14 protein-coding genes and 2 pseudogenes are annotated in these 19,437 nt (G+C 57.6%); 3 read left to right on the top strand and 13 right to left on the bottom strand.

Annotated elements, in window-relative coordinates; genetic code table 11:
- Positions 1-106 precede the first annotated feature (106 nt).
- A pseudogene (locus GS612_RS20535) lies at positions 107-486 on the bottom strand (hypothetical protein); the annotation flags it as partial.
- A gap of 83 nt (positions 487-569) precedes the next feature.
- Between GS612_RS20535 and GS612_RS12610 the strand changes: the two are divergent.
- Positions 570-1,253, top strand: a pseudogene (locus GS612_RS12610) (IS6 family transposase).
- A gap of 97 nt (positions 1,254-1,350) precedes the next feature.
- Here the strand turns inward: GS612_RS12610 and GS612_RS12605 are convergent.
- The 11 genes from GS612_RS12605 to GS612_RS12555 form a co-directional block, all read right to left on the bottom strand.
- On the bottom strand, positions 1,351-2,814 hold the full coding sequence (locus GS612_RS12605) for a M81 family metallopeptidase (RefSeq protein WP_171640748.1): 1,464 nt from the start codon (positions 2,812-2,814) through the stop codon (positions 1,351-1,353).
- Between the two features lie 16 nt (positions 2,815-2,830).
- A complete protein-coding gene (locus GS612_RS12600) occupies positions 2,831-3,685 on the bottom strand; it encodes an alpha/beta fold hydrolase (RefSeq protein ID WP_171640746.1) in 855 nt (284 codons plus the stop codon).
- A 29-nt stretch (positions 3,686-3,714) separates the two neighbouring features.
- Positions 3,715-5,733, bottom strand: a complete 2,019-nt coding sequence (locus GS612_RS12595) for a CocE/NonD family hydrolase (RefSeq protein WP_171640744.1) — start codon at positions 5,731-5,733, stop codon at positions 3,715-3,717.
- Positions 5,730-6,731 carry an ABC transporter ATP-binding protein gene (locus tag GS612_RS12590; protein ID WP_171170114.1) on the bottom strand — a complete coding sequence of 334 codons (1,002 nt, stop codon included), beginning with the start codon at positions 6,729-6,731 and terminating at the stop codon, positions 5,730-5,732. The genes GS612_RS12595 and GS612_RS12590 overlap by 4 nt, the downstream gene beginning before the upstream one ends.
- Positions 6,728-7,714 carry an ABC transporter ATP-binding protein gene (locus tag GS612_RS12585; RefSeq protein WP_171640742.1) on the bottom strand — a complete coding sequence of 329 codons (987 nt, stop codon included), beginning with the start codon at positions 7,712-7,714 and terminating at the stop codon, positions 6,728-6,730. Before GS612_RS12585 ends, GS612_RS12590 begins: the two co-directional genes overlap by 4 nt.
- Positions 7,714-8,592, bottom strand: coding sequence for an ABC transporter permease (locus GS612_RS12580; protein ID WP_371809340.1), 879 nt, complete (start codon positions 8,590-8,592; stop codon positions 7,714-7,716). The genes GS612_RS12585 and GS612_RS12580 overlap by 1 nt, the downstream gene beginning before the upstream one ends.
- A complete protein-coding gene (locus GS612_RS12575) occupies positions 8,573-9,517 on the bottom strand; it encodes an ABC transporter permease (RefSeq protein WP_171640738.1) in 945 nt (314 codons plus the stop codon). Before GS612_RS12575 ends, GS612_RS12580 begins: the two co-directional genes overlap by 20 nt.
- Positions 9,518-9,573: 56 nt before the next feature.
- Entirely contained in the window at positions 9,574-11,133 is a 1,560-nt protein-coding gene (locus GS612_RS12570; protein WP_171640736.1) for an ABC transporter substrate-binding protein, read from the bottom strand.
- A 93-nt stretch (positions 11,134-11,226) separates the two neighbouring features.
- A complete protein-coding gene (locus GS612_RS20700; protein WP_171640734.1) occupies positions 11,227-11,919 on the bottom strand; it encodes an XRE family transcriptional regulator in 693 nt (230 codons plus the stop codon).
- A 108-nt stretch (positions 11,920-12,027) separates the two neighbouring features.
- Entirely contained in the window at positions 12,028-14,067 is a 2,040-nt protein-coding gene (locus GS612_RS12560; protein ID WP_171640732.1) for an NADH:flavin oxidoreductase, read from the bottom strand.
- Positions 14,064-14,726 carry a helix-turn-helix domain-containing protein gene (locus GS612_RS12555; RefSeq protein ID WP_171640730.1) on the bottom strand — a complete coding sequence of 221 codons (663 nt, stop codon included), beginning with the start codon at positions 14,724-14,726 and terminating at the stop codon, positions 14,064-14,066. Before GS612_RS12555 ends, GS612_RS12560 begins: the two co-directional genes overlap by 4 nt.
- Positions 14,727-14,892: 166 nt before the next feature.
- On the opposite strand from GS612_RS12555, the gene GS612_RS12550 reads away from it, so the two are divergent.
- The gene (locus GS612_RS12550; protein ID WP_171640727.1) at positions 14,893-16,857 is read left to right on the top strand and encodes a CocE/NonD family hydrolase; all 1,965 of its coding nucleotides are present in this window, start codon (positions 14,893-14,895) and stop codon (positions 16,855-16,857) included.
- 288 nt (positions 16,858-17,145) lie between these two features.
- On the opposite strand, the gene GS612_RS12545 is transcribed toward GS612_RS12550, so the two are convergent.
- Entirely contained in the window at positions 17,146-18,177 is a 1,032-nt protein-coding gene (locus tag GS612_RS12545) for a LysR family transcriptional regulator (RefSeq protein ID WP_216603589.1), read from the bottom strand.
- A 370-nt stretch (positions 18,178-18,547) separates the two neighbouring features.
- Here GS612_RS12545 and GS612_RS12535 point away from each other — a divergent pair, with 370 nt between their 5' ends.
- Positions 18,548-19,351 (top strand): aminotransferase class III-fold pyridoxal phosphate-dependent enzyme, encoded by an 804-nt coding sequence (locus tag GS612_RS12535; protein WP_256367764.1) that lies wholly within the window; start codon positions 18,548-18,550, stop codon positions 19,349-19,351.
- Positions 19,352-19,437 lie beyond the last annotated feature (86 nt).

Here is a 19,437-nt window from a genome sequence, read left to right as displayed (position 1 = left end):
TACGGTGGCGGTTTAACCGTGAGTGAGTGTTTTCAGTACGTTCTGCACTCGGGGGCTGGTTCCCCCGAGTGGCATTCAATCGACCGTGAGTGTGGTTTTATGGAGTTCAATAGTTACTCTGGCCAGGCCAGTTGTGCGTCTCGTACAAAGTTCGCAATTGGCCTGTGAACGATCTCAGACAACCGGACCCTCTCAAGTCGCGGCATGAACACGGATGTGACGACCGCGGATCGATCTCGTGATGGTTGTAGAGATCACAAATGGTTCCCGTCTGGCCAAAACGCTCGACACCGAGCCAGATCGTATGGTCTCCAGCCACACCCCCAGCCATGCGAGGGTGGCCGGGTACCCATCAATGGCAGTTACGATCTTACCGTGCGACGGTAATTCGCCCAACAGGGTTTCGATGTGTGACTGGGCAAGAGAATTTCGTCGTGAACGGGCCCGCCGTGCGGCAGTCCAACCAGCATTAAGCCGTTCAGCTGACGCCGGTTTTATCGCAAACTCTGGCCCCACCTGTCAGCTTGAACGCAGTTCTGTTAACGTGGGCTGGAATACGACGGGAGCCGATCGCGACGATCTCTTTCAAGGGCGCATTTCCGAAAGACGTCATCTTGCACGCAGTTTTCTTCTACCTTCGATACAGTGTGTCGTGCCGTGACCTGGAAGAAATCATGGCGGAACGCGGCGTTAATCTGGATCATGCAACACTGAACCCTTGGGTCACAAAATACGCTCGTGCAATTGCCGATGTCGCGTGCAGGCGAAAGGGACCGTGCGACTGTTCCAGGAGAATGGAAGAGACTTGCATCAAGGTAAAAGGAGCGTAGGTCTGTCACTATCGCGCTGTCGACAGGAACGGAAAGACACTTGATTTCATGCTTTCGCAGCGTCGAAACAAACCCGCCGCCGCCATATTTTTCGCGTAGCTGCTGGAGGTCAACGGCCACCCGAGAAAGACTGCCATCGACAAAAACGGAGCTAACACGGCTGGCATCAAATCCATAAACAAGATGCCGAAAGGCTTTGGCTGCTCGATACCAATCGAGATGGTCAGACGGAAGTATCTGAATAACATCTTGGAACAGGACCATAGCTGCATCAAGAGACGAACACGGCCTATGTTGGGGTCCAAGGCCTTCGCTTCAGCGGCGGCTACACTGGACGGGATCGAAGTGGCGCATATGATACGCAAAGGCCAACTCACGCCTGGGGTTTGCTCGTTTCACCAATTTGCAGAACTGGCGGCATGAGCCGCGGGTTCGGTTTCAACTCTTCGGTCAATAAAGAACTTTGCAACAGATCCGTTTCGTACAGTTGCGGAGACGACGCTGAGGCGCTTTGACACCCTTATATTATGCGCACGCCCGGTCGCAGCTTGGTATACCTGACATCCTTGAGCTGACACGGAAACTGCCCCCTTACGGCACATTTCAAGACTTTTTGCGCGATGGGTTCAAAGTCGGCGCGGAAGTGGGTTGTGCTTTTGACACATAGTATTCGAGCGTCTGCCGGTTCCAGGTTGAACAAACGTATTTGCGCCAGATCCAGACATTGATTTCGAATGCTGGTGACAAGGACATGAATTTGCGTTCCAATCAGCTGTAAGGCGGCCGAAGGACCCATCGTAGCAACGCCGCCGCCATACATTTCGCCCGAATAACGACATCGGCCATCGCTTAGGTGATGCACGCGCACCTTTGAGGCGAAAGGAACGTCGCCGGGACCTCGACCACCAATCTCGGCCTCGAGTTCCGCGCCTTCGCCCAATTCGTGGGCCTTGGCCGCCAGTTGCGGGTCGTTCAGCAACCCGAGAATGGCCGAGGGGGCGTTTTGCTGCATCAGCTCACGTAGCAATCCTGTCGTGTCGGCCGACGCTCCAGCCCCCGGATTGTCCTGCACATCAGCGATTACTACAGGCCCTTTGCCATTTGCATGGCGTGCAGTTTCAACGGCATCTTTCGGACAAAGCAGAGACGTATCGAACTGCGTTTCTGCCGCTTGCAGCTTTGCGAATATCTGCGCGGCCATTGCATCGGCATCGGATTGTGACTCGCCGTAGGCCAGGACAGATGGTCCACAATCGGCCGTATCCGCTGCAGTAAACCCAACGGCGAGTTCAACCAGGCGCGCGTTTGGCCCGTCGAAGACATCCAACGCGGCGTACAGCGTTTTGGCGGGGGCGACTTCGGTATACTGGCTGTGCAGCGGGATCAGATACTCCCCCTGCCGCCACGCTTTTGCGGGCGGGCCATTTGTGCAGATGTCGCGCATCATTCGAAAGGCCCGCGCGCCTGTTTCTGCCATGTCGAGGTGCGGATAAGTGCGGAAAATGGTCATCGCGTCCGACAGATCCACCATTTGCCTCGAGATATTGGCATGCATATCAAGGCTTGCAACAAGCGGCAGGTCCGGACCGATGACCTGTCTGATCCGCGACAACAGCTCTCCCTCCCCATCATCCAAAGACTCTGTGACCATGGCCCCATGCAGGTCCAGGTAGACCCCATCAAGCTGCGTCATGTTCGCAAGCGCATTGGTGATGCGTCCGGCAATGGTATCAAAGGCGTGATCTGCAACCTTGCCACACGGTTCAGCAGCGCACCACAGGATAGGTTGTAATTCGACCCCATCCGCCAAGGCAGTTTTTGCGAAACCGGCTATGGGCAGGTTCATACCTTGGGTTATGTTCAGAACGTCTTGACCCCAAAGCAATTCCGGCCAGCTATCTGCCTGCTCAAAATCGCTCAGCTGCGTTGGAGTGGCGACGAAGGTATTGGTTTCGTGTTGAAATCCTGCGATAGCAATTCTCATCTGACTCTTCAGCCGCTTATTGCTGCACCAATTCGGCGGTCAAAATCTCTCGCAGTTTTGCCGCCACGATTTCTGGTTTGTGGCGGGTCATCGAAACATGACCCAGGCTAGGAATTTCATAGAACACGCCGTTCGGCGCAAGATCAGAAACCACCTTGCACATGACCGGAGCGGTTTGAACATCCTCGGAAAACGCGATGACATGCATCGGGACCGGGCAGGTTTTCAACCCTTCACGACAGTCGAATTTCAGACAGGCTTCCCACTGATCAATTGTTGCCTGCGGGTCGCGATTCCGAAAACGCTCGGTGTAGGATGCTTTGAGCTGCTCCCAAAGCTCAGGCTCGTGCAGCGCTTTGGCCGGAAAGGCGTAAACGGCATAGTGCGGGGCAAGGAAATAATCAGGCAGAGTGATGCCGTCCTTGCGCAAGTCGATCTCGGCCTGCATCCAGTCGCGAGTGAACCCGTCGATATAGGCCGAGGTGCCCATCGGAATTGCCAGTCGCACCTTTTCCGGGAAGTCGATTGCGGTTTGCTGCGTGACCAGCCCGCCCAGTGACAACCCGCAGACAGCGGCCTGACCACCAGCGAATGCATCAATCACCGCAGCGCAATCGGCCGCGTAATCCTGCATCGACCAGGGCGGAGGGGGCGATTGCGTGTCACCCGCGCCGCGTGGATCATAAGTGATGCATTTAAAGTGATCTGACAGGCACGAGAATTGTTCGGAATAAGCCTCACCCGTCTGATCTCCGCCGGGGACGAACACGACCGGAGGCCCTTCGCCTTCAACGACGACTCGCATGGTGACGCCGCCCATGGTCAATTGATGTGTTTCTGATTTTGGACCAAATTCGGGGAAGACTGACATTGGAAGGCTCCTGTGGCCGCAAGGATGCGCTACATTCCGTTGCGGGGAATGATGTGCGTCTTTTCTTCTTCGAAAATGAGTTCATCACCTGACCAGGCTTTTAGGCGTGAGGTCAGGTGAAACTCGGCTGCCGTTGCCCGTTGCTCGGAATAGGTCCAGATTTTCGCGGACCAGCCGTCCCGATCGAAACCGGCTGTTTGCTCCATTGTGGCGACGGCGGACAAGGGATCGCCGGGGTGGATCGTGTAGCGCCGGTCGGACACATCGCTGAGCACCGTTCCGATGTCGTCAAGACGGAAATCGCCGACCGGACCAAACACACCGCCATCCAGATAGAACCGGTGGGTCACTTCGCCATTGGTCTGATCAGTGTGGACCGAGCGTTCCATTGAGCCACTGCGAACATGGGTTTTTCGCGGGGCCGCGGTTGGTGGCTCCGGTTCCGGCAGCGGACGCGGCTCGGCGCTGCCGTCAGGCTGGACTCTGATCGGCAGGGTCAGCCGGGACATGCCGGACTTGATCATGAGTGTCACCGGCTGTGGCGCAGGCCACAGAACAGGCCAATAGGCTGAGGCGATTTGCAATGTGATGCGGTGGCCTTCGGGAACATGATAGCCGGTTCCGTACAAGGGAACCGTAACGGTCATGTCTTCGCCGGGCGTGATCAGCGTAGGTTGGGTGTCGCTGTCGCGGTGGTTGAGATTGCAAAATCCCCGCGCGATCAGCGTTTGCGCGCCGTCCGGAGCCTCATCCACCAGCAGCACGGCGACATAGGCTTGCGTCTGATCCGCCGACACCGTCAGGTCAACGCTGGGCTGACCCAACAAGTCCAGCGGTTCGGTCAGGGGTGCCCCCTTGAACTGTAATGCCCCCCCAGCGTCGATCCGGCAATCCGCTGCCATATCGCCGGGAATGGCGAAAGAGCACATATCGCCCGCAGCGGCACCGAAGCTCTGTGGCGAGCAGATGGACATCGCAGTCCCTGACTGTGCCGTTTCGCCCAGAGTTTGGTCATTCAGCCAGAACGTTTTCTCGGCGATATTGGGCGACGGCCAAGACGGTTCTTCGACCCAGCGCCCCGTGCGTTGCAGATGGGTCCCCGAAGGCGCCGCGCTGTCCTGCAAGAAAAACCGCAATGGGGGTTCATCCATTAACCCCGTGTCGATCCCTTTCAGCCAATGATCCCAGAAACGGATTAACTCGCCAACAAAATCGGCCTTGGGGCCGGGCACCCCTTCATGTGGGTAAAGATGCGCCCAAGGTCCCATCAGGATTTTGACTGGTCCGCCGAGGTGTTCTGCAATGCGGAAGGGCGTGTCCCGATACAGATCCATCCAGCCGCCAAAGAAGTAGACCGGTACCTGTAGGTCAGAGTAATTCTCGCAGATCGAACCACGTCGCCACATCTCGTCGTGGGTTTGGTGCTCCAGCCACATGGCGGGCCAGAATTCCGCGCCTTCCAAACGTTCGCGCCACATGTCGAGCCAGCGATCACCTCCGACAATTTCGGGGTCCGGCGGCATAGCGTTGTAGAGCTGCATGATCGAGCCCCACCAGAAATTGTCATTCGCCAAACAGCCGCCGTAGAAGTGAATATCCTCGCGCCATCGGTCATCCGTGCCCATCACCGGAGCGATTGCCTTTAGGGCCGGGGGCCGGGTCGCCGCAACTTGGAACGCGTTATACGCCCCCCAACTTTTGCCGAACATGCCGACATTCCCGTCGCACCAGTCCTGATCGGCTATCCATTGGACAATGTCATGGCCGTCCTGGATTTCCTGGTGGGAATACTCATCCTCGGACACGCCTTCACTGTCGCCATACCCTCTTATGTCGACGCGGATTGAGGCGTACCCGGCGGCTGCGAAATGCGGGTGCATGCTTTCATCGCGCATACGCGTGCGATCCCGACGCCGGTAGGGGATGTACTCAAGGATACAGGGCATCGGTGAAGTTCTGGCTGTTTCGGGCAGCCAGAGCCGGGCAGCAAGCTTGGTTCCGTCAGGCATTGGAATCCAAACGGTTTCAATGACCTCTATATCGCTCATGACGCTGCCTTTTCTGCTAGTTCCGGCGGGCGGGCGCCGGGTTCCAAAGGGAAATGACAGGCGACAGCGCGCCCGTTTGCAACCTGCCGCTCCGGCGCATCCACACTGCATCGCGATTGCGCCCATGGGCAGCGGGTGTGGAACTCGCATCCCGATGGGCGGGCCAGCAATGAGGGGACTTCGGCCGGCAGCGTGATCCGGTCATGTGTCTTGTCCGGGTCGGGCTCGGGGTTGGCTGACAGAAGCGCCGCCGTATAGGGGTGTTGAGGCGCACTGAACACTTGTTCGGTGTCTCCGGCCTCGACAAAGCGGCCCAGATACATGACTGCGGTTCTGTCAGCCACATGATGTACCACATGCAGGTTATGGGTGATGATCACCATCGCCAGACCCAGCCGTTCGCGCAGATCATTCAGCAGGTTCAAAACTTCGCCCTGCACCGACACATCCAGGCCCGCAGTGGGTTCATCCGCGATGATCAGCGCCGGGTCCAGCGCAATGGCGCGCGCGACGCCGACACGTCGGGCCTGTCCACCCGATAGCTGATGCGGGAAACGCGACGCGAAGCTGGTCGGCAAACCTACTAGTGTCAGCAGGCGGTCAGCTTCATCCCGCAGGTTGCGCCCTTCTATACCGTGAATTCGGAAAGGTTCGGTCACCAGATCGCCGACGGTCATGCGGGGCGAGAGGGAGCCTACCGGGTCCTGAAACATCATCGACATGCGTTTGCGAACGGGCTTCATCGCCTTTCGGTCCAATTCGTCGATGCGCTGGTCCTCAAAAGTGATGGCGCCGGCGCTAATCTCCTGCAAACCGTTCACGGCCCGCGCAAGCGTTGTTTTGCCAGAACCGCTTTCGCCGACCAGGGCAAAAGTCTCGCCGCGGTTGACCTCAAAACTAACCCCAGCCACACCCAGGATCGCGCTGCGGCGTCCCAGTCCGCCGACCGGAAACGAGACCTGAACATCTTCGACCTTGAGAATCGGATCGCTGCTCATGCTGTCACTCCGGTTTCTGCTGGTGTGTCCGCGACAAAGCAGCGGGCGACATGGCCTTCCCCGATGTCCTTGTCAGGTGGCGGGGCGGAACACGCGTCGCTTACCCGGTCACAGCGGTTGGCAAAGATGCAGCTCGCGGGCCGTGCGCGCAGATCGGGGATTTCTCCGGGTATCGTCGGCAAGTGCCGCGTGCGTTCGCTTTGCCGCGCAGGGTCGCATTCCAGCAGCCGCGCTGTGTAGGGGTGGCGTGGATCGTGGAATATCTGACGGACGGTACCGCGCTCGACCACTTCCCCGGCGTACATCACCACGACATCGTCACAAAGCTCGGCGATGACACCCAGATGGTGCGAGATGAACATGACTGAACAGCCGATCTTTTGTTGAAGGTCCTTGAGAAGTTCGATTGTCGTAACCTCAAGCGTCGCATCCAGCGCCGTTGTGGGTTCGTCCGCGATCAGCAGAGCGGGCTCCATCATCAAGGCCATGGCGATGGCGATGCGTTGCTTCATCCCACCTGAGAACTGGTGCGGATACCGCGCCAGCGCCGCACGGGCATCGGGGATGCGCACCAATTCCAGCATCTCGACCGCGCGGCTTAGCTTTTCGTCCTTGGAAAGGGGTGAGCGATACTGAATGTTCAGCATCTGTTTGCCGACCGAGATCACAGGGTTCAGCGCGCCCATCGGGTCCTGAAACACGGTTGCGATGCGCGGGCCACGCAGGTCCCGCATGCGCGACGGGGGCAGGGTGGTCAGCTCATCCTGCCCCTCAAACAGGATCGATCCGCTGTCGATGCTGCCATTGTCGGCCAGCAATCCAAGAATGGCGTTGATCAGGGTGGATTTCCCACAGCCAGATTCGCCCACGATACCGACAATCCGGTTTTCGGGCACATCGAAGCTGACGTTTTTCAACGCGTGCAGCGGCCCGGCCTCGGTCGAGAAGCTGACGTTCAGATTTTCTATGCGCAGCGTGGTCATCAGCGTCCTTTCAGCCGGGGATCGAATACGTCCCGCAGCGTCTCGCCCAAAAAGGTAAAGCCCAGCGTTGTGATGATGATCGGCAAGCCGCCAGCAATCGCGATCCAGGCAGTATCGCGGATATTGGTGAATCCGTCATTCAGGATCGAGCCCCAGCTTGGGGTCGGGGGGCGCACACCGAGGCCCAGAAAACTCATCCCTGCTTCGATGCCGATGACGACCGGGATGTCCATCGATGCGAGGATAACCAGCGGACCGATGACGTTCGGCAGAATGTGCACCCGCAAGATACGCGCCGAAGAAGCGCCCATGCTTTGCGCCGCCGTGACATATTCTGACGTCTTCAACGCGATAGTCTGAGTGCGAATGATCCGCGCGTAACCCGGCACGGTGACCAGAACAACGACGACCATAACGGCGGTCAGCGACGGCCCCATGAGCGTGACCAGCGCAAGGGCCAGCATGACGGTCGGAAAGCTTTTCATTGCGTCGAACAAAAGGATCATCAGATTGTCCAGCCAACGCGGCCCATAGCCCGCGATCAAGCCCAGAACGATGCCTATCACCAGCGACACAGCAGTCGAGACCAAAGCCACAAAAAGCGCAATCCGTCCACCATGCAGCACCCGGGCAAACAGATCCCGACCCAGCTGATCGGTGCCCATCAGATGCTGCGCGCTTGGGCTTTGGAACCGGTCACGCGGGTTGATTTTCGTCGGGTCCCAGCTGGTGAGAAAATCGGCAAACACGGCGCCAAAGATGACAAACAGCACAAGGAATAGTCCCAGCGCGCCCAGCGGTTCACGCAGGATTTTGCGGATCGGGCGCCACAGCTCGGCCATGCGCCCGGGGGCGGGGTTAGAAACTGCTTCTGACACGGGGATCCAAAGCTCCGATGATGAGGTCTGCCAACAGATTGAGCAGAACGAACAGGACTGTCGTGATCAGAACGGTTCCTGTCACGATGGGGAAGTTGCGGGTCAGGATGGCGTCATAGACCAGCTTGCCGACGCCGGGGCGGGCAAAGACGATCTCGGCAAAGACTGCCGATGAGAGCATTTGACCGATGCCCACGCCCAGCAACGTGACCGTGGGCAGGATCGCAATCGACAGGGCATAGCGGTAGGTGATCGTTTGATCCGGCAGGCCAAAGGCGCGGGCGGTGCGGATATGGCTGGCCTCAAGCACTTCGAGCATAGAGGCGCGCACCATGCGGGCGATATAGCCGACCCAGCCCAGACCAACCGCCAGCGAAGGCAGGACCAGGTGCGTGAGTTGATCGCCGAGATTGCCGGGTTCGCCTGCGCCAATGGCGGGCAGCCAGCGCAATTCAACGGCAAAGATCAGCAGCGCATAGATCGCGATCACGAACGAGGGCACGGCAATCACTGCAACGGACAGGATGCCAACGATCCGGTCGGCCCAGCTGCCGCGGCTGACCGCCGCCCAGCAACCCAGCGGAATACCAAGCGCAACCGACCACGTGATACCGCCGACGATCAAGGCCAGCGTATAGGGCAGTTGTTCGAACACGACCGTAGTGACTGGACGGCCCGATAGAACCTCATCCCCTAAATCACCTGTCCAGGCTCCGATGTAAAAGTTCCAGAACTGAACCAGAACCGGCTGGTTCAGCCCCATTTTTTCGCGCAGGGCGGCGCGCATTTCCTCGGTTGCCCGAGGCCCCAGCGCAACCGAGGCCGGGTCGCCGGGGATCAGGTAGATCATACAAAACAGCAGGAACATGGCGACCGAAACGATCGCGGCAGCCAGCCCAAGCCGTTTGAAAAAATAGCTCAGCATACGCGCCCCCCAAAAGGCCGTGCGGGCGGCGGCCATACGCCGCCCGTTTGCGTGGATCAGGCGGGTTTGAACAGCGGCAGCAGCGGCTCGCCATTCGGTTTCAGGCCCGGATTGACCGTATCCTTGTGGATCAGGCCGACCACTTCGTGCGTCAGGAAGACATAGCAGCCACTTTCATCCATGAGACCTTGCATCTTCTTGTAGATCTCATCGCGCTTGGCCGGATCGCTTTCGACCAGACCTTCTTCGTGCAGCGCCTTGTATTCCGCGTTGTTGAACCGTTCCCAGTTCCAGACGCCAACCTGTTCCGGCGTGAACCAGACCGTCGCCCAGCTTGGGTCAGGGTTCATCGAAAACCGGCTGAGCACCAACTGAAGATCCATGAAATAGTCGCCGTCCTTGGAACCAAGCGTCCAAAACGTCCCACTGTCATTTTGCTTGATCTCGCAGGTGATCCCCACATCGGCCAGATTGGCCTGTATGACCTGAGCCGCCGTCAGGCGTTCGGACTGGTTCAGGATGTCGAGCGTGACGGTCATGCCTTCCGCACCCGCTTCGGCCAGCAGTTCGCGCGCTTTGTCCGGATCGTAGTCGTATGTCACGCTGTCCCGGCTGCCCGGCAAACCGGGCGCGATGATGCCGTTGCCCACGGCCGCTGCGCCGAAATAGGCCGCGTCAACCACAGTCTGCCGGTCAATCGCGTGCTGAATGGCACGGCGGATGCGAACGTCTTTCAGTGCTTCGTTGTCCTGGTTCATGCCCAGCCATACATAGGCCAGCGAGGGTTTTTCCTCGACAACCGATCCCGCCGGCGGGTTTTCCTTAAGCCGCGGCAGAGAGGATACCGAAGTCCAGGTGTAGTCCAGATCACCAGCTTCAAAACCCAGCTCGGCTGTCGAGGGGTCCTCAATGGGCAGGATGTGGATTTCCTCATACCCGCCAGGTTCATAAGCCCAATCCGGGTTGCGCTTCAGAACGGTTTTCTGCTTGGGAACCCATTCGGTCAGAATGTACTGGCCGGATTGCGCGACCGGATCGGACCCGATCTTTCCGCCGATTTCCTCGACCGCTTTGCGCGAAACGATACACGAGGCGGGGGTCGGCAGCGTGGTTGTCCACAGCGGCACGAATTTGTTTTTCAGATGAATCAAGCCCGAAAGGGTGTCTTTTACTTCGACCTCTTTCAGCGCGCTCCAGTCACCCGCATAGGGGCTTTCATTCGCTGGGTCAGCGATACGCTCGATCGAGAACTTCACGTCATCGGCGGTCATCTGACCGAAGCCGTCTGTGAAACCGATATTGTCGCGCAGTTTGAAGGCGATAGTCAGGTCGTCCAGCTGTTCGATGCTTTCAACAGCAACGGGGCGCCAGTTCCACTCATCGCCCTGTTGGTTCGAGACCAGCGGGGCATAGATCGACCGCATGATGTCGGCCTCGGGCAGAGCCAGCCAGAAGGCCGGGTCCAGCACTTGCAAATCGCTATAGGATCGGATGGTCAGAACTGAGCCATCGGCACTAACTGCCATATGGGGAAATGCGAGGCTGGCTGCGCCCAATGCACCGGCACCGGCCAGAACGGAGCGTCGGGAAACGTCCCCTTTGAAAATCGAACTCATTTGCTTACTCCCTGTTTGTCTTCGTATCCGGGCGTCTGTCCGGTTTGGTTGCTTGCGGGCAGGCGTGCCCGCGACTTCAGGTGCCAGCAGGCGTTATCCGTTCTTTTTCTTGTGTGACTGTGGCAGTTGCTCATCAACGCCGAGCGCTGAGAATCTTGGAATGATCACGGGTGAGTTCACCCAGATCATGCGCGCAGGTTGATTGGATACGTTGCGCAGGACGTGAAGAATGTCTCCGGGAAAGCTGAAACTGTCACCGGTGCGCAAGGTTACGGTTTCGTTCTCGAGCACCAGTTCCAGCTCACCGTCCAGAATGACCCCGTGCATCTCGCCATCGCGCGAGAAATATTGGTCTACCACCTGTTCGGAATAGGGGCGGTAGTCCGAGACGCCCATACAAAACCCACCGCCGATGGAGCTGGACAGTAACTGATCGGCATAACCCGATTGCTCGGCCGGTTCGTCATACAGCAAGTTCAGGTTCCGTCGGTTGGACTGGCGCACGACATAGGCGCGCTCCAACGGGCCAGAACCGGGGCGGTGGTTGAAAAACCATTCCTCAGGGACGCCAAGAGCATCGGCAATGCGCGAGATCTTGTTGAGAGACGCGCTGACGGTTCCGCGCTCGATCGCGCTGAGATGGCTGATCGAAACACCGCTGCTGGTCGCAAGCTCGGCCAGGGTCATCTGGCGCGCTTTGCGCAGCTGGCGCACCTCGGCACCGAAGGCTGCAAGACCCTCTTCGCTGGCGGTGCGGGTTTGTTTTTTCGATTTGCCCTGGCTCACGAATCCTCCCTACGCTCGCTGGGTATGTCGGAAATCCTACTTTGGTTTTTCTTCTTCGCAAGAAAAATTATTCAAAATTCCTGTATTGGCGCTGCCTCCCTGCGCTTGCTACCATTGGATGCCTATACGCAGGGCGTCGTAGATTGCTGCGTGAATGTTGCGTGCCGATACGGCGTCACCGATGCGATACAGGTCAAATCTGGCGCTGGGATTGGGTTGCGGAAACAGGTCGCCTGTGCCGGAGACAAGCGCACCCTGATTCACCGCTCCGCGATTGCGCGACAGTGGTTTGAGATCAAAATAGAGATCGTCCAGAGGCTGCGTGCCTTGATTGACAACGACCTGATCATATTCCCTTTTTTCGACCAGATCAGAATAGTCGGTGCCAATATGGGCTTGCAGCTGATTGCCTGATTTTTCGATCGCTTGCAGGGTTCGAGTGACAGTGAACACGGCTCCGGTTTTCTGCAGGGACCGCAAATAGGGCACCAGATTCATTGCCATCACTTCAGGTGCGAAACTGCGATCCCGGGTCATGATTTCGACCCGTGCGCCGGTGGCTGCGATGACCTCGGCGGCCATCAGGGCCGGGTGATCTCCTGCATCGTCATAGATCAGCACGTTTTCGCCCGGCTGCACGTCGCCGGATAGGATATCCCAGGCGGATACCGCCAGCTCATTGCCCGAATCGAGGATCGTTGTATTCGGCAGGCCCCCGGTCGCAATCACGACCATATCCGGTGACAGCGCGGTCACGTCACTGGCTTCGGCATATGTGTTGAACTGAAACTGAACGTCCCGCGCAGCACATTGCGCCATGCGCCAGTCGATGATCCCGATCATCTCGGCCCGGCGCTTGGATTGTGCTGAAAGGCGCACCTGCCCACCAGGTTCGGGGGCGGCTTCCAGAACGGTGACATCGTGCCCGCGTTCTGCGGCGACGCGCGCGGCCTCCAACCCCCCGGGGCCTGCGCCAACGATGACTGCCCGGCGGCGCGTGTCCGCCGCAGGTATTACATGCGGCATGGTCAGTTCACGCCCGGTGGCAGGGTTGTGGATACACAGCGCTTCGCCCGCTTGATAAATTCGATCCAAACAATAGGTCGCGCCGACGCAGGGCCGGATGTCATCTTCCTGTCCGGCTTGAACCTTGGAAACGATCATCGGGTCGGCCATGTGCGCGCGGGTCATCCCCACCATATCCAAAAGCCCCGAGGACACCGCATGTCTAGCCGTTGCCACGTCAGGGATGCGCGAAGCATGGAAGGTCGGCATGCCCGTTTCGGCCCGCACCCGCCCGGCGAAATCCAGATGCGGCGCGCTTTTCATGCCCTGCACGGGGATCACGTCCGTCATGGCCGGGTCAGTGTGAATGCGCCCGCGAATGACATTCAGGAAATCCACTTGACCGCTGTCGCGCAGCCTGCGCGCGATCTCGAGCCCTTCTTCCTCGGTGATGCCGCCCTTTTCAACCTCATCGGCAGTATAGCGAACGCCGACAATGAACTCTGGTCCTACACGGTCGCGGATCGCATCCAGTACCATGAAGCCAAAGCGCAGCCGGTTGTCGAGATCACCTCCGAACGGTGCGTCCATCGTGTTGGTCAGCGGCGACCAGAACTGGTCCAGCAGATGCCCGTAGGCCTGCAACTCGATCCCGTCCAAACCGGCGGCCTGCATGCGTTCAGCCGCATCGGCATAGTCGGTCACGATCCGCTCGACATCGAAATCTTCCATCTTCTTCGGAAAGGCCCGATGCGCGGGTTCCCGGTAGTGCGATGGAGAAACTGACGGCAACCAGTCACCTTTGTTCCAACCGGTACGCCGACCCAGGTGGGTCAGCTGGATCATCACGGCGCAGCCATGGGCGTGGCAGGCATCAGTCAATTCACCCATCCAGCGCACGACCTCATCTTTGTAGGCGAGGATATTGTTGAACACCGGGGGGCTGTCACGGCTGACGGTGGCAGAGCCAGCGGTCATCGTCATCGCAACACCCGCTTTTGCTCGCATTTGGTGATAGGCGCGATAGCGTTCCTTAGGCATTCCGTCTTCGGGATAGGCGGGTTCATGACTGGTGGTCATGATCCTGTTTTTCAGGGTCAGGTGCTTCAGTTGATAGGGTTGCAACAGGGCGTCGCTGCTCATGAGGACGTTTCCCGGTTAGAAGGCTGCGTTGCGACGACATCCTTGGGAATGACGACAGGTGAGACGGCCCAGATCAACCGGCAGACCTGATCGGTGCGGTTGCGGGCATGGTGCGGGATGCGTGCGTCAAAGCTGTAGCTGTCCCCGGCGCGCAGGGTGATGAACTCATCCCCGATCTGCATCTCCAGCTCGCCTTCCAAAACCAGCCCGTGCTCTTCGCCTTCGTGTTTTTGCAAAGGGTCGTCCGGGCGTTCTGAATGTGGTGCGTAGACCGCCATGCCCATATAGAATTGTCCTCCGATCGAGCTGGACAGCAGATGATCGGTATACCCCAGCTCTGCCACGTCCTGACCGTACAGGGTATTCAGGGCTCGACGGTTCTGGGCGCGAACAACAAAAGCCTGTTCCATTGGACCCGCCCCAGCGCGGCGGGCAAAGAACCAATCTGGCGTGACGCTGAGTGCACTGGCGATAGTTTGCAATACGTCAACAGAAGGCTTGGATACCCCGCGCTCAATCGCCGACACATGGCTGAGCGAGATGCCCGCTTCTTCACTCAGTTGCTTCAGCGTAAGCTGACGGGCTTTGCGTAATTGCCGAACCTCGCTTCCCAGCGAAGAAATAGCGGATGTCAAGGGGACAACTTTGTCAGATGACATGCGGGTCTCCGAAAAATGAGTGGAGTGGTTAAACTCTACCCAAATTGAAAGCAGACTAGAATTTTAAAGTCAAATTCTATTTTTGAACGAATAGCACGAAACTATTGCATGTTCGATCCGGATTTGCAGAAGTGAGGCAGACATGGATTCCACGCGGCGGATCAAAATGACCGATCAAACCGATCATCCCTTCAAAGTGTCAGAGACAGACCATTTATGGATCGAAATGCCTGATGGCGTACGTTTGGCAGGCCGTCTGTGGCGCCCGGTAACACAGATGCCTGTTCCTGCCATTTTGGAATACATCCCGTACCGCAAAACCGACATGGTGCGCGCGCGCGATGAAAGGAACCACCCCTACTTTGCAGCCCACGGTTACGCCTGCATTCGGGTTGACATGCGGGGCTCGGGCGACAGCGAAGGGCACATGCCGGATATGTATGCGCAGGCTGAACTGGACGATGCGCGACAAGTGATCAAGTGGCTGGCTGCGCAACCCTGGTGCAATGGCCGTGTGGGAATGTTCGGCACGTCCTGGGGCGGTACGGCATCGTTGCAGGCCAGTGTGAATGCGCCCGATGCGCTGATGGCGGCGATCGCCGTTTGCGCAACCCATGACCGTTTTGAGGATGACATCCACTATATGGGCGGTTGCGTTTTGTCGGATACTTTCGAATGGGGTGCGACGCTTCCGGCTATTCTGGCCTCGCCTCCAACGGCAAAAGTCGGGACAGATTGGAAAGCGCTGTGGAAAGAGAGAATTGAGAACCTTACGTTTCCATTGGAAAACTGGCTGCGCGAGGATGGTAGGGGGCAATACTGGCGACACGGTTCTGTCATTCATCAAGCAGATGCACTTTCTGTCCCGGTTCTGGCTATCGGAGGGTGGAGCGATCGCTATTCCAATTCGGTAATGTCTCTGGTTGATGCGCGACCCACCCGGGTTTGGGGGGTGGTCGGCCCTTGGGGTCACCACTATCCAGATCAAGGGTCGCCCGGACCCGCCGTCGGGTTTCAGAAACTGGCTCTGGATTGGTGGGATTACTGGCTTAAGTCAGACACGTCGCAAACGCCAAACTGGCCGCGGCTTCGGGTTTGGTTACGCGAATACGTTGATCCGAAGGATTTTTTATCCATGGCTGCAGGGAAATGGATAGAAAGTGGCCCAACGATCCAAGAAACAAAAGTTCAGGAAATTTCCCTGTCTTCACTAAAATCCAATACCAACCACGAGCGGTGGATCGTTCCAGCAGATCCGACGGTGGGGCAAAGCGCAGGGGATACAGGGTATTTTGGCCGAACCGGCGGTTTACCCCTTGATCAAAACTTTGATGATTCCCGTTCTTTGGTTTTCGAAACAGCGCCTCTTACAGAGGATCTGATAATCTATGGGTCGGTCGTTTTGAGGTTACATGGAGAAACGAAAGACAAACCAAATCAGATTATCGCAAGACTCAGTGATGTAAATTCTGCCGGCGTGTCGGCACGTATAACCTATGGCGTCAGGAATCTGTCGCTGGATGAGAACCTGGATCGCATTTCGCACTCTGCAAAATCCGACGCATTTAACGCAGACATCCGTTTTCATTCAACCGCCTACCGCATCCGCAAAGGACATCGCATCCGTCTTGCGTTCTCTTCGTCTTACTGGCCGCTCATTCATGCGGCGGCACCGAAAGGTGACCTGAGTCTGGATGATGGAAAACTTGTTCTTCCTTTGATGGCCAATAAGCCTTCCGACTTAAGCGAACCTCTTCCGCCTGCAGAAGATTTGCCAGAAGAGAAATCGCATTTCACTTCTGCTGCTGACAGGCTGACACGCTGGAATAAAACCCGTGACAACTGTATCGAGATGGGCTGGCGCCAACCACTGGTGAAGACTGCATTCCCTCAGTTGGGGACTGTTTTTAGCTACGAAACAGGCATGGTGCATAGATTGAAGACCTCGGATGTCGTCAAGCAAGAGACAAATGTTGATCACAAAATGATTTTTGAACGACCTGACGGAACCTCCGAGGTTTCAGTTTCTTTGACTGCGTGTTCATCGCTCGGGCATACGACGGTGGATGCTGAACTGATTGTTACATGGAACAAAGAAATCTTCATGACACGGCACTGGCGTAAATCTTAATCAATGCAGCGCAAGTGGTTTCCTCCAACCAGTGTTAGCTGTATTGCAGGTTTTCAATCTCTCGGCACTGGTTGCAATCAGGTAGAAACGTCGCTGGTTCTGCAAAGTACAAATATCACCATAGTGCGCGGCGGCAGCAAAGCCTGACAGTGCAGAGGCTTCATAAATCGTAGCCCCAGCTGGCTTTGCGGTTGTTGATGCGCTTACGATCAGCCAATGAGAGTCAACCGTCATTGCGACGGCCGTTTGGCTTGTATCTTGAGCGTTGTTTGCCAGCACATCTCTTCTTCAGTGGCGCTTTGTCCTGTTCTTCTTCGATGAACTCCGGGACGGAACTGAGGCGCTTGTTCTCGGTGATTGCGGCATGGGTGACGCGCTGATCCTTGTCGAAGACACAGTAGGGGGGCAAGACGCCCTTCCAGCGATTTCCCAGTCCTGAAGCGCATGCGCGACGCGGAGCACCGGCCCATCCTCAGGCTCGTCTGTGCGGAACTTGCAACTCCAATTCATGAGCACCGGATCGGGGCCAAGCGGTATTGCCACGATACGCTTGGACGCCACATGTGGCGAGACGGCCCATTGCGCCAGAATGCTTGTACCTTGGTTGGCAGCAACCAATTCGACAATGGCTTCGGGCAACTCGACGGCTGCAGTCCAGTTGGGATAGCGACGTTCTGCACGAAACAGCCTTGCAAATTCTTGATCAGGCTCGGGGATCTTGGTGAATGTGATAAACCGTTGCCCTTCGATATCACGTGCAGATACCGATGCAGCCCCGGCCAGCGGGTGTTCTGGCGCGCACACGAATACAAGAGGATCCTGAAAGAGATGCAACGACCGCGTCGCTGCATGGCTCGACTCTCCGGCGACGATGGCCAAGTCAATCTGACGGTCCAGAAGCGATGTGACCATGTCACGACGGTAACCAGCCATTATCTGAATATCGATCGCTGGGTGTTTAGCGCGAAACATTTGCAGAAACGCGGGGAACCAGTGATAGGCGCTGTAGTTTTCCACCGCGATGCGCACGACGTGATCAATGCCCGCATTCATCCGACGCACTTCATCTTCGATCACATACATCTCGCTCAGAAACTTGTCGCTGAATCGGGCAAGATACTCGGCGGCAGCCGTCATGCGCAAACGCTTGTGCATGCGTTCAAACAGGGGCACACCCAGCCTGCGTTCTGCTTCGCGGATTCTGTGGGACAGCGCTGACGGTGTCAGGCCCAACTCATCGGCCGCGTCAACGACGCGACCGGTTTTCCCAATGGCGCGGATCATCTGCAGGTGGCGGATGTCTAGTCGGGGATTTTCCATACTGATCTCTGCATGAAAGTTGTTCATGAAAACCTACGATTAACGCGAGTGTTGCTCAATAATTTTTCGCCAAGAATACGCCCGGCACAGATGATCAAGATCCATATGGACAAGCTCGCAGACGTCGATTCACCCCGCGCTTGGGACCGTCAGTTCCATGTGTATGGACAGACGAACGCCCGCCTGCACCAGCGAGATGGCCCCACCGCGATGGTGACGCGCGGCCACGGGTTCGGATTGAAACGGATGATGGGCAAAGTATCATAGACGGCTTTTTCGGGTTGGGATGCGTGTCATTGGGTAATCATGACGACCGGCTGGCGCGGGCGGCCATGGATCAGATGCAGGAATTGCCTTTCGCGCCGACATTTTGCGGGAGGTCCCATCCAAGAGCCGCGGATTTGGCGCGCGCACTAACGTCGAAAGCAGCGGTGCTCTGTCCGGCCAGCCTCACATTCATGCGGGCTTTGGTCTGCCGATGCATGATTTTCTCAAGCTGTCGACGTCGAACTACTATTTAAATGCCGAGGCCGGTGAAACCGAGGAGGAGTTCTCTGCCCGCATGGCGGCCGAGTTCGAAGCCACCGTGCTGGAAGCGGGATCTGACACAATCGTCGCCTTCTTTGCTGAGCCGATGCAATCCGGCGGCACGATCCGCCCGCCAAAGGGAAATTGGCAGGCGATGCAGATCGTGATCCGGAAGTATGACATTCATTTCCATGTGTATGAGACCGTTTGCGGCTTTGGCCGCACCGGGCATTACTGGGGCGCAGAGGCATTCGATCTGACCCCCGATAGAACCACCTGCGCCAAGGCGCTGACCGCTGCGTTTTTCCCGATATCGGCGATCATGTTCCGGCAGGATTTCTTTGACGATCTGATGCTGAACTCAGACGCATCCGGCGTGCTGGGCAACGGGTTCACCTATGCTGGTCACTTTGTCGGTGCCGCCGTCGCGTTGGAGGCGCTGAAAATCTATGGCGACATAGATCTGATCGGTCATGTGCGCGGGATCGGTCTGTTTTGCGGTATTCAACTGGTGCAGGGCAAAGGAACGCGTGCGCTGTGGGATCCGGCGCTGAAGGTGGGGACAATGGTGCAGGATCGCGCCCACACGCGGGGCTGTACTTGCGGTCCGTCCCGCCCGATCGGATTAGTTTTTTGCCGCCGTTGATTATCAACGAAGATTAGATCGACGAGGCAACTGCGATCCTGAAAGCCGCCTTGGACGATGTCCGGGCCGAGGTGAAAGGGCGCACC

It is taken from the genome of Ruegeria sp. HKCCD6157, from assembly GCF_013110685.1.
Taxonomy (GTDB): Bacteria; Pseudomonadota; Alphaproteobacteria; order Rhodobacterales; family Rhodobacteraceae; genus Ruegeria.
This window is presented reverse-complemented; position numbering and strand designations above follow the sequence as displayed.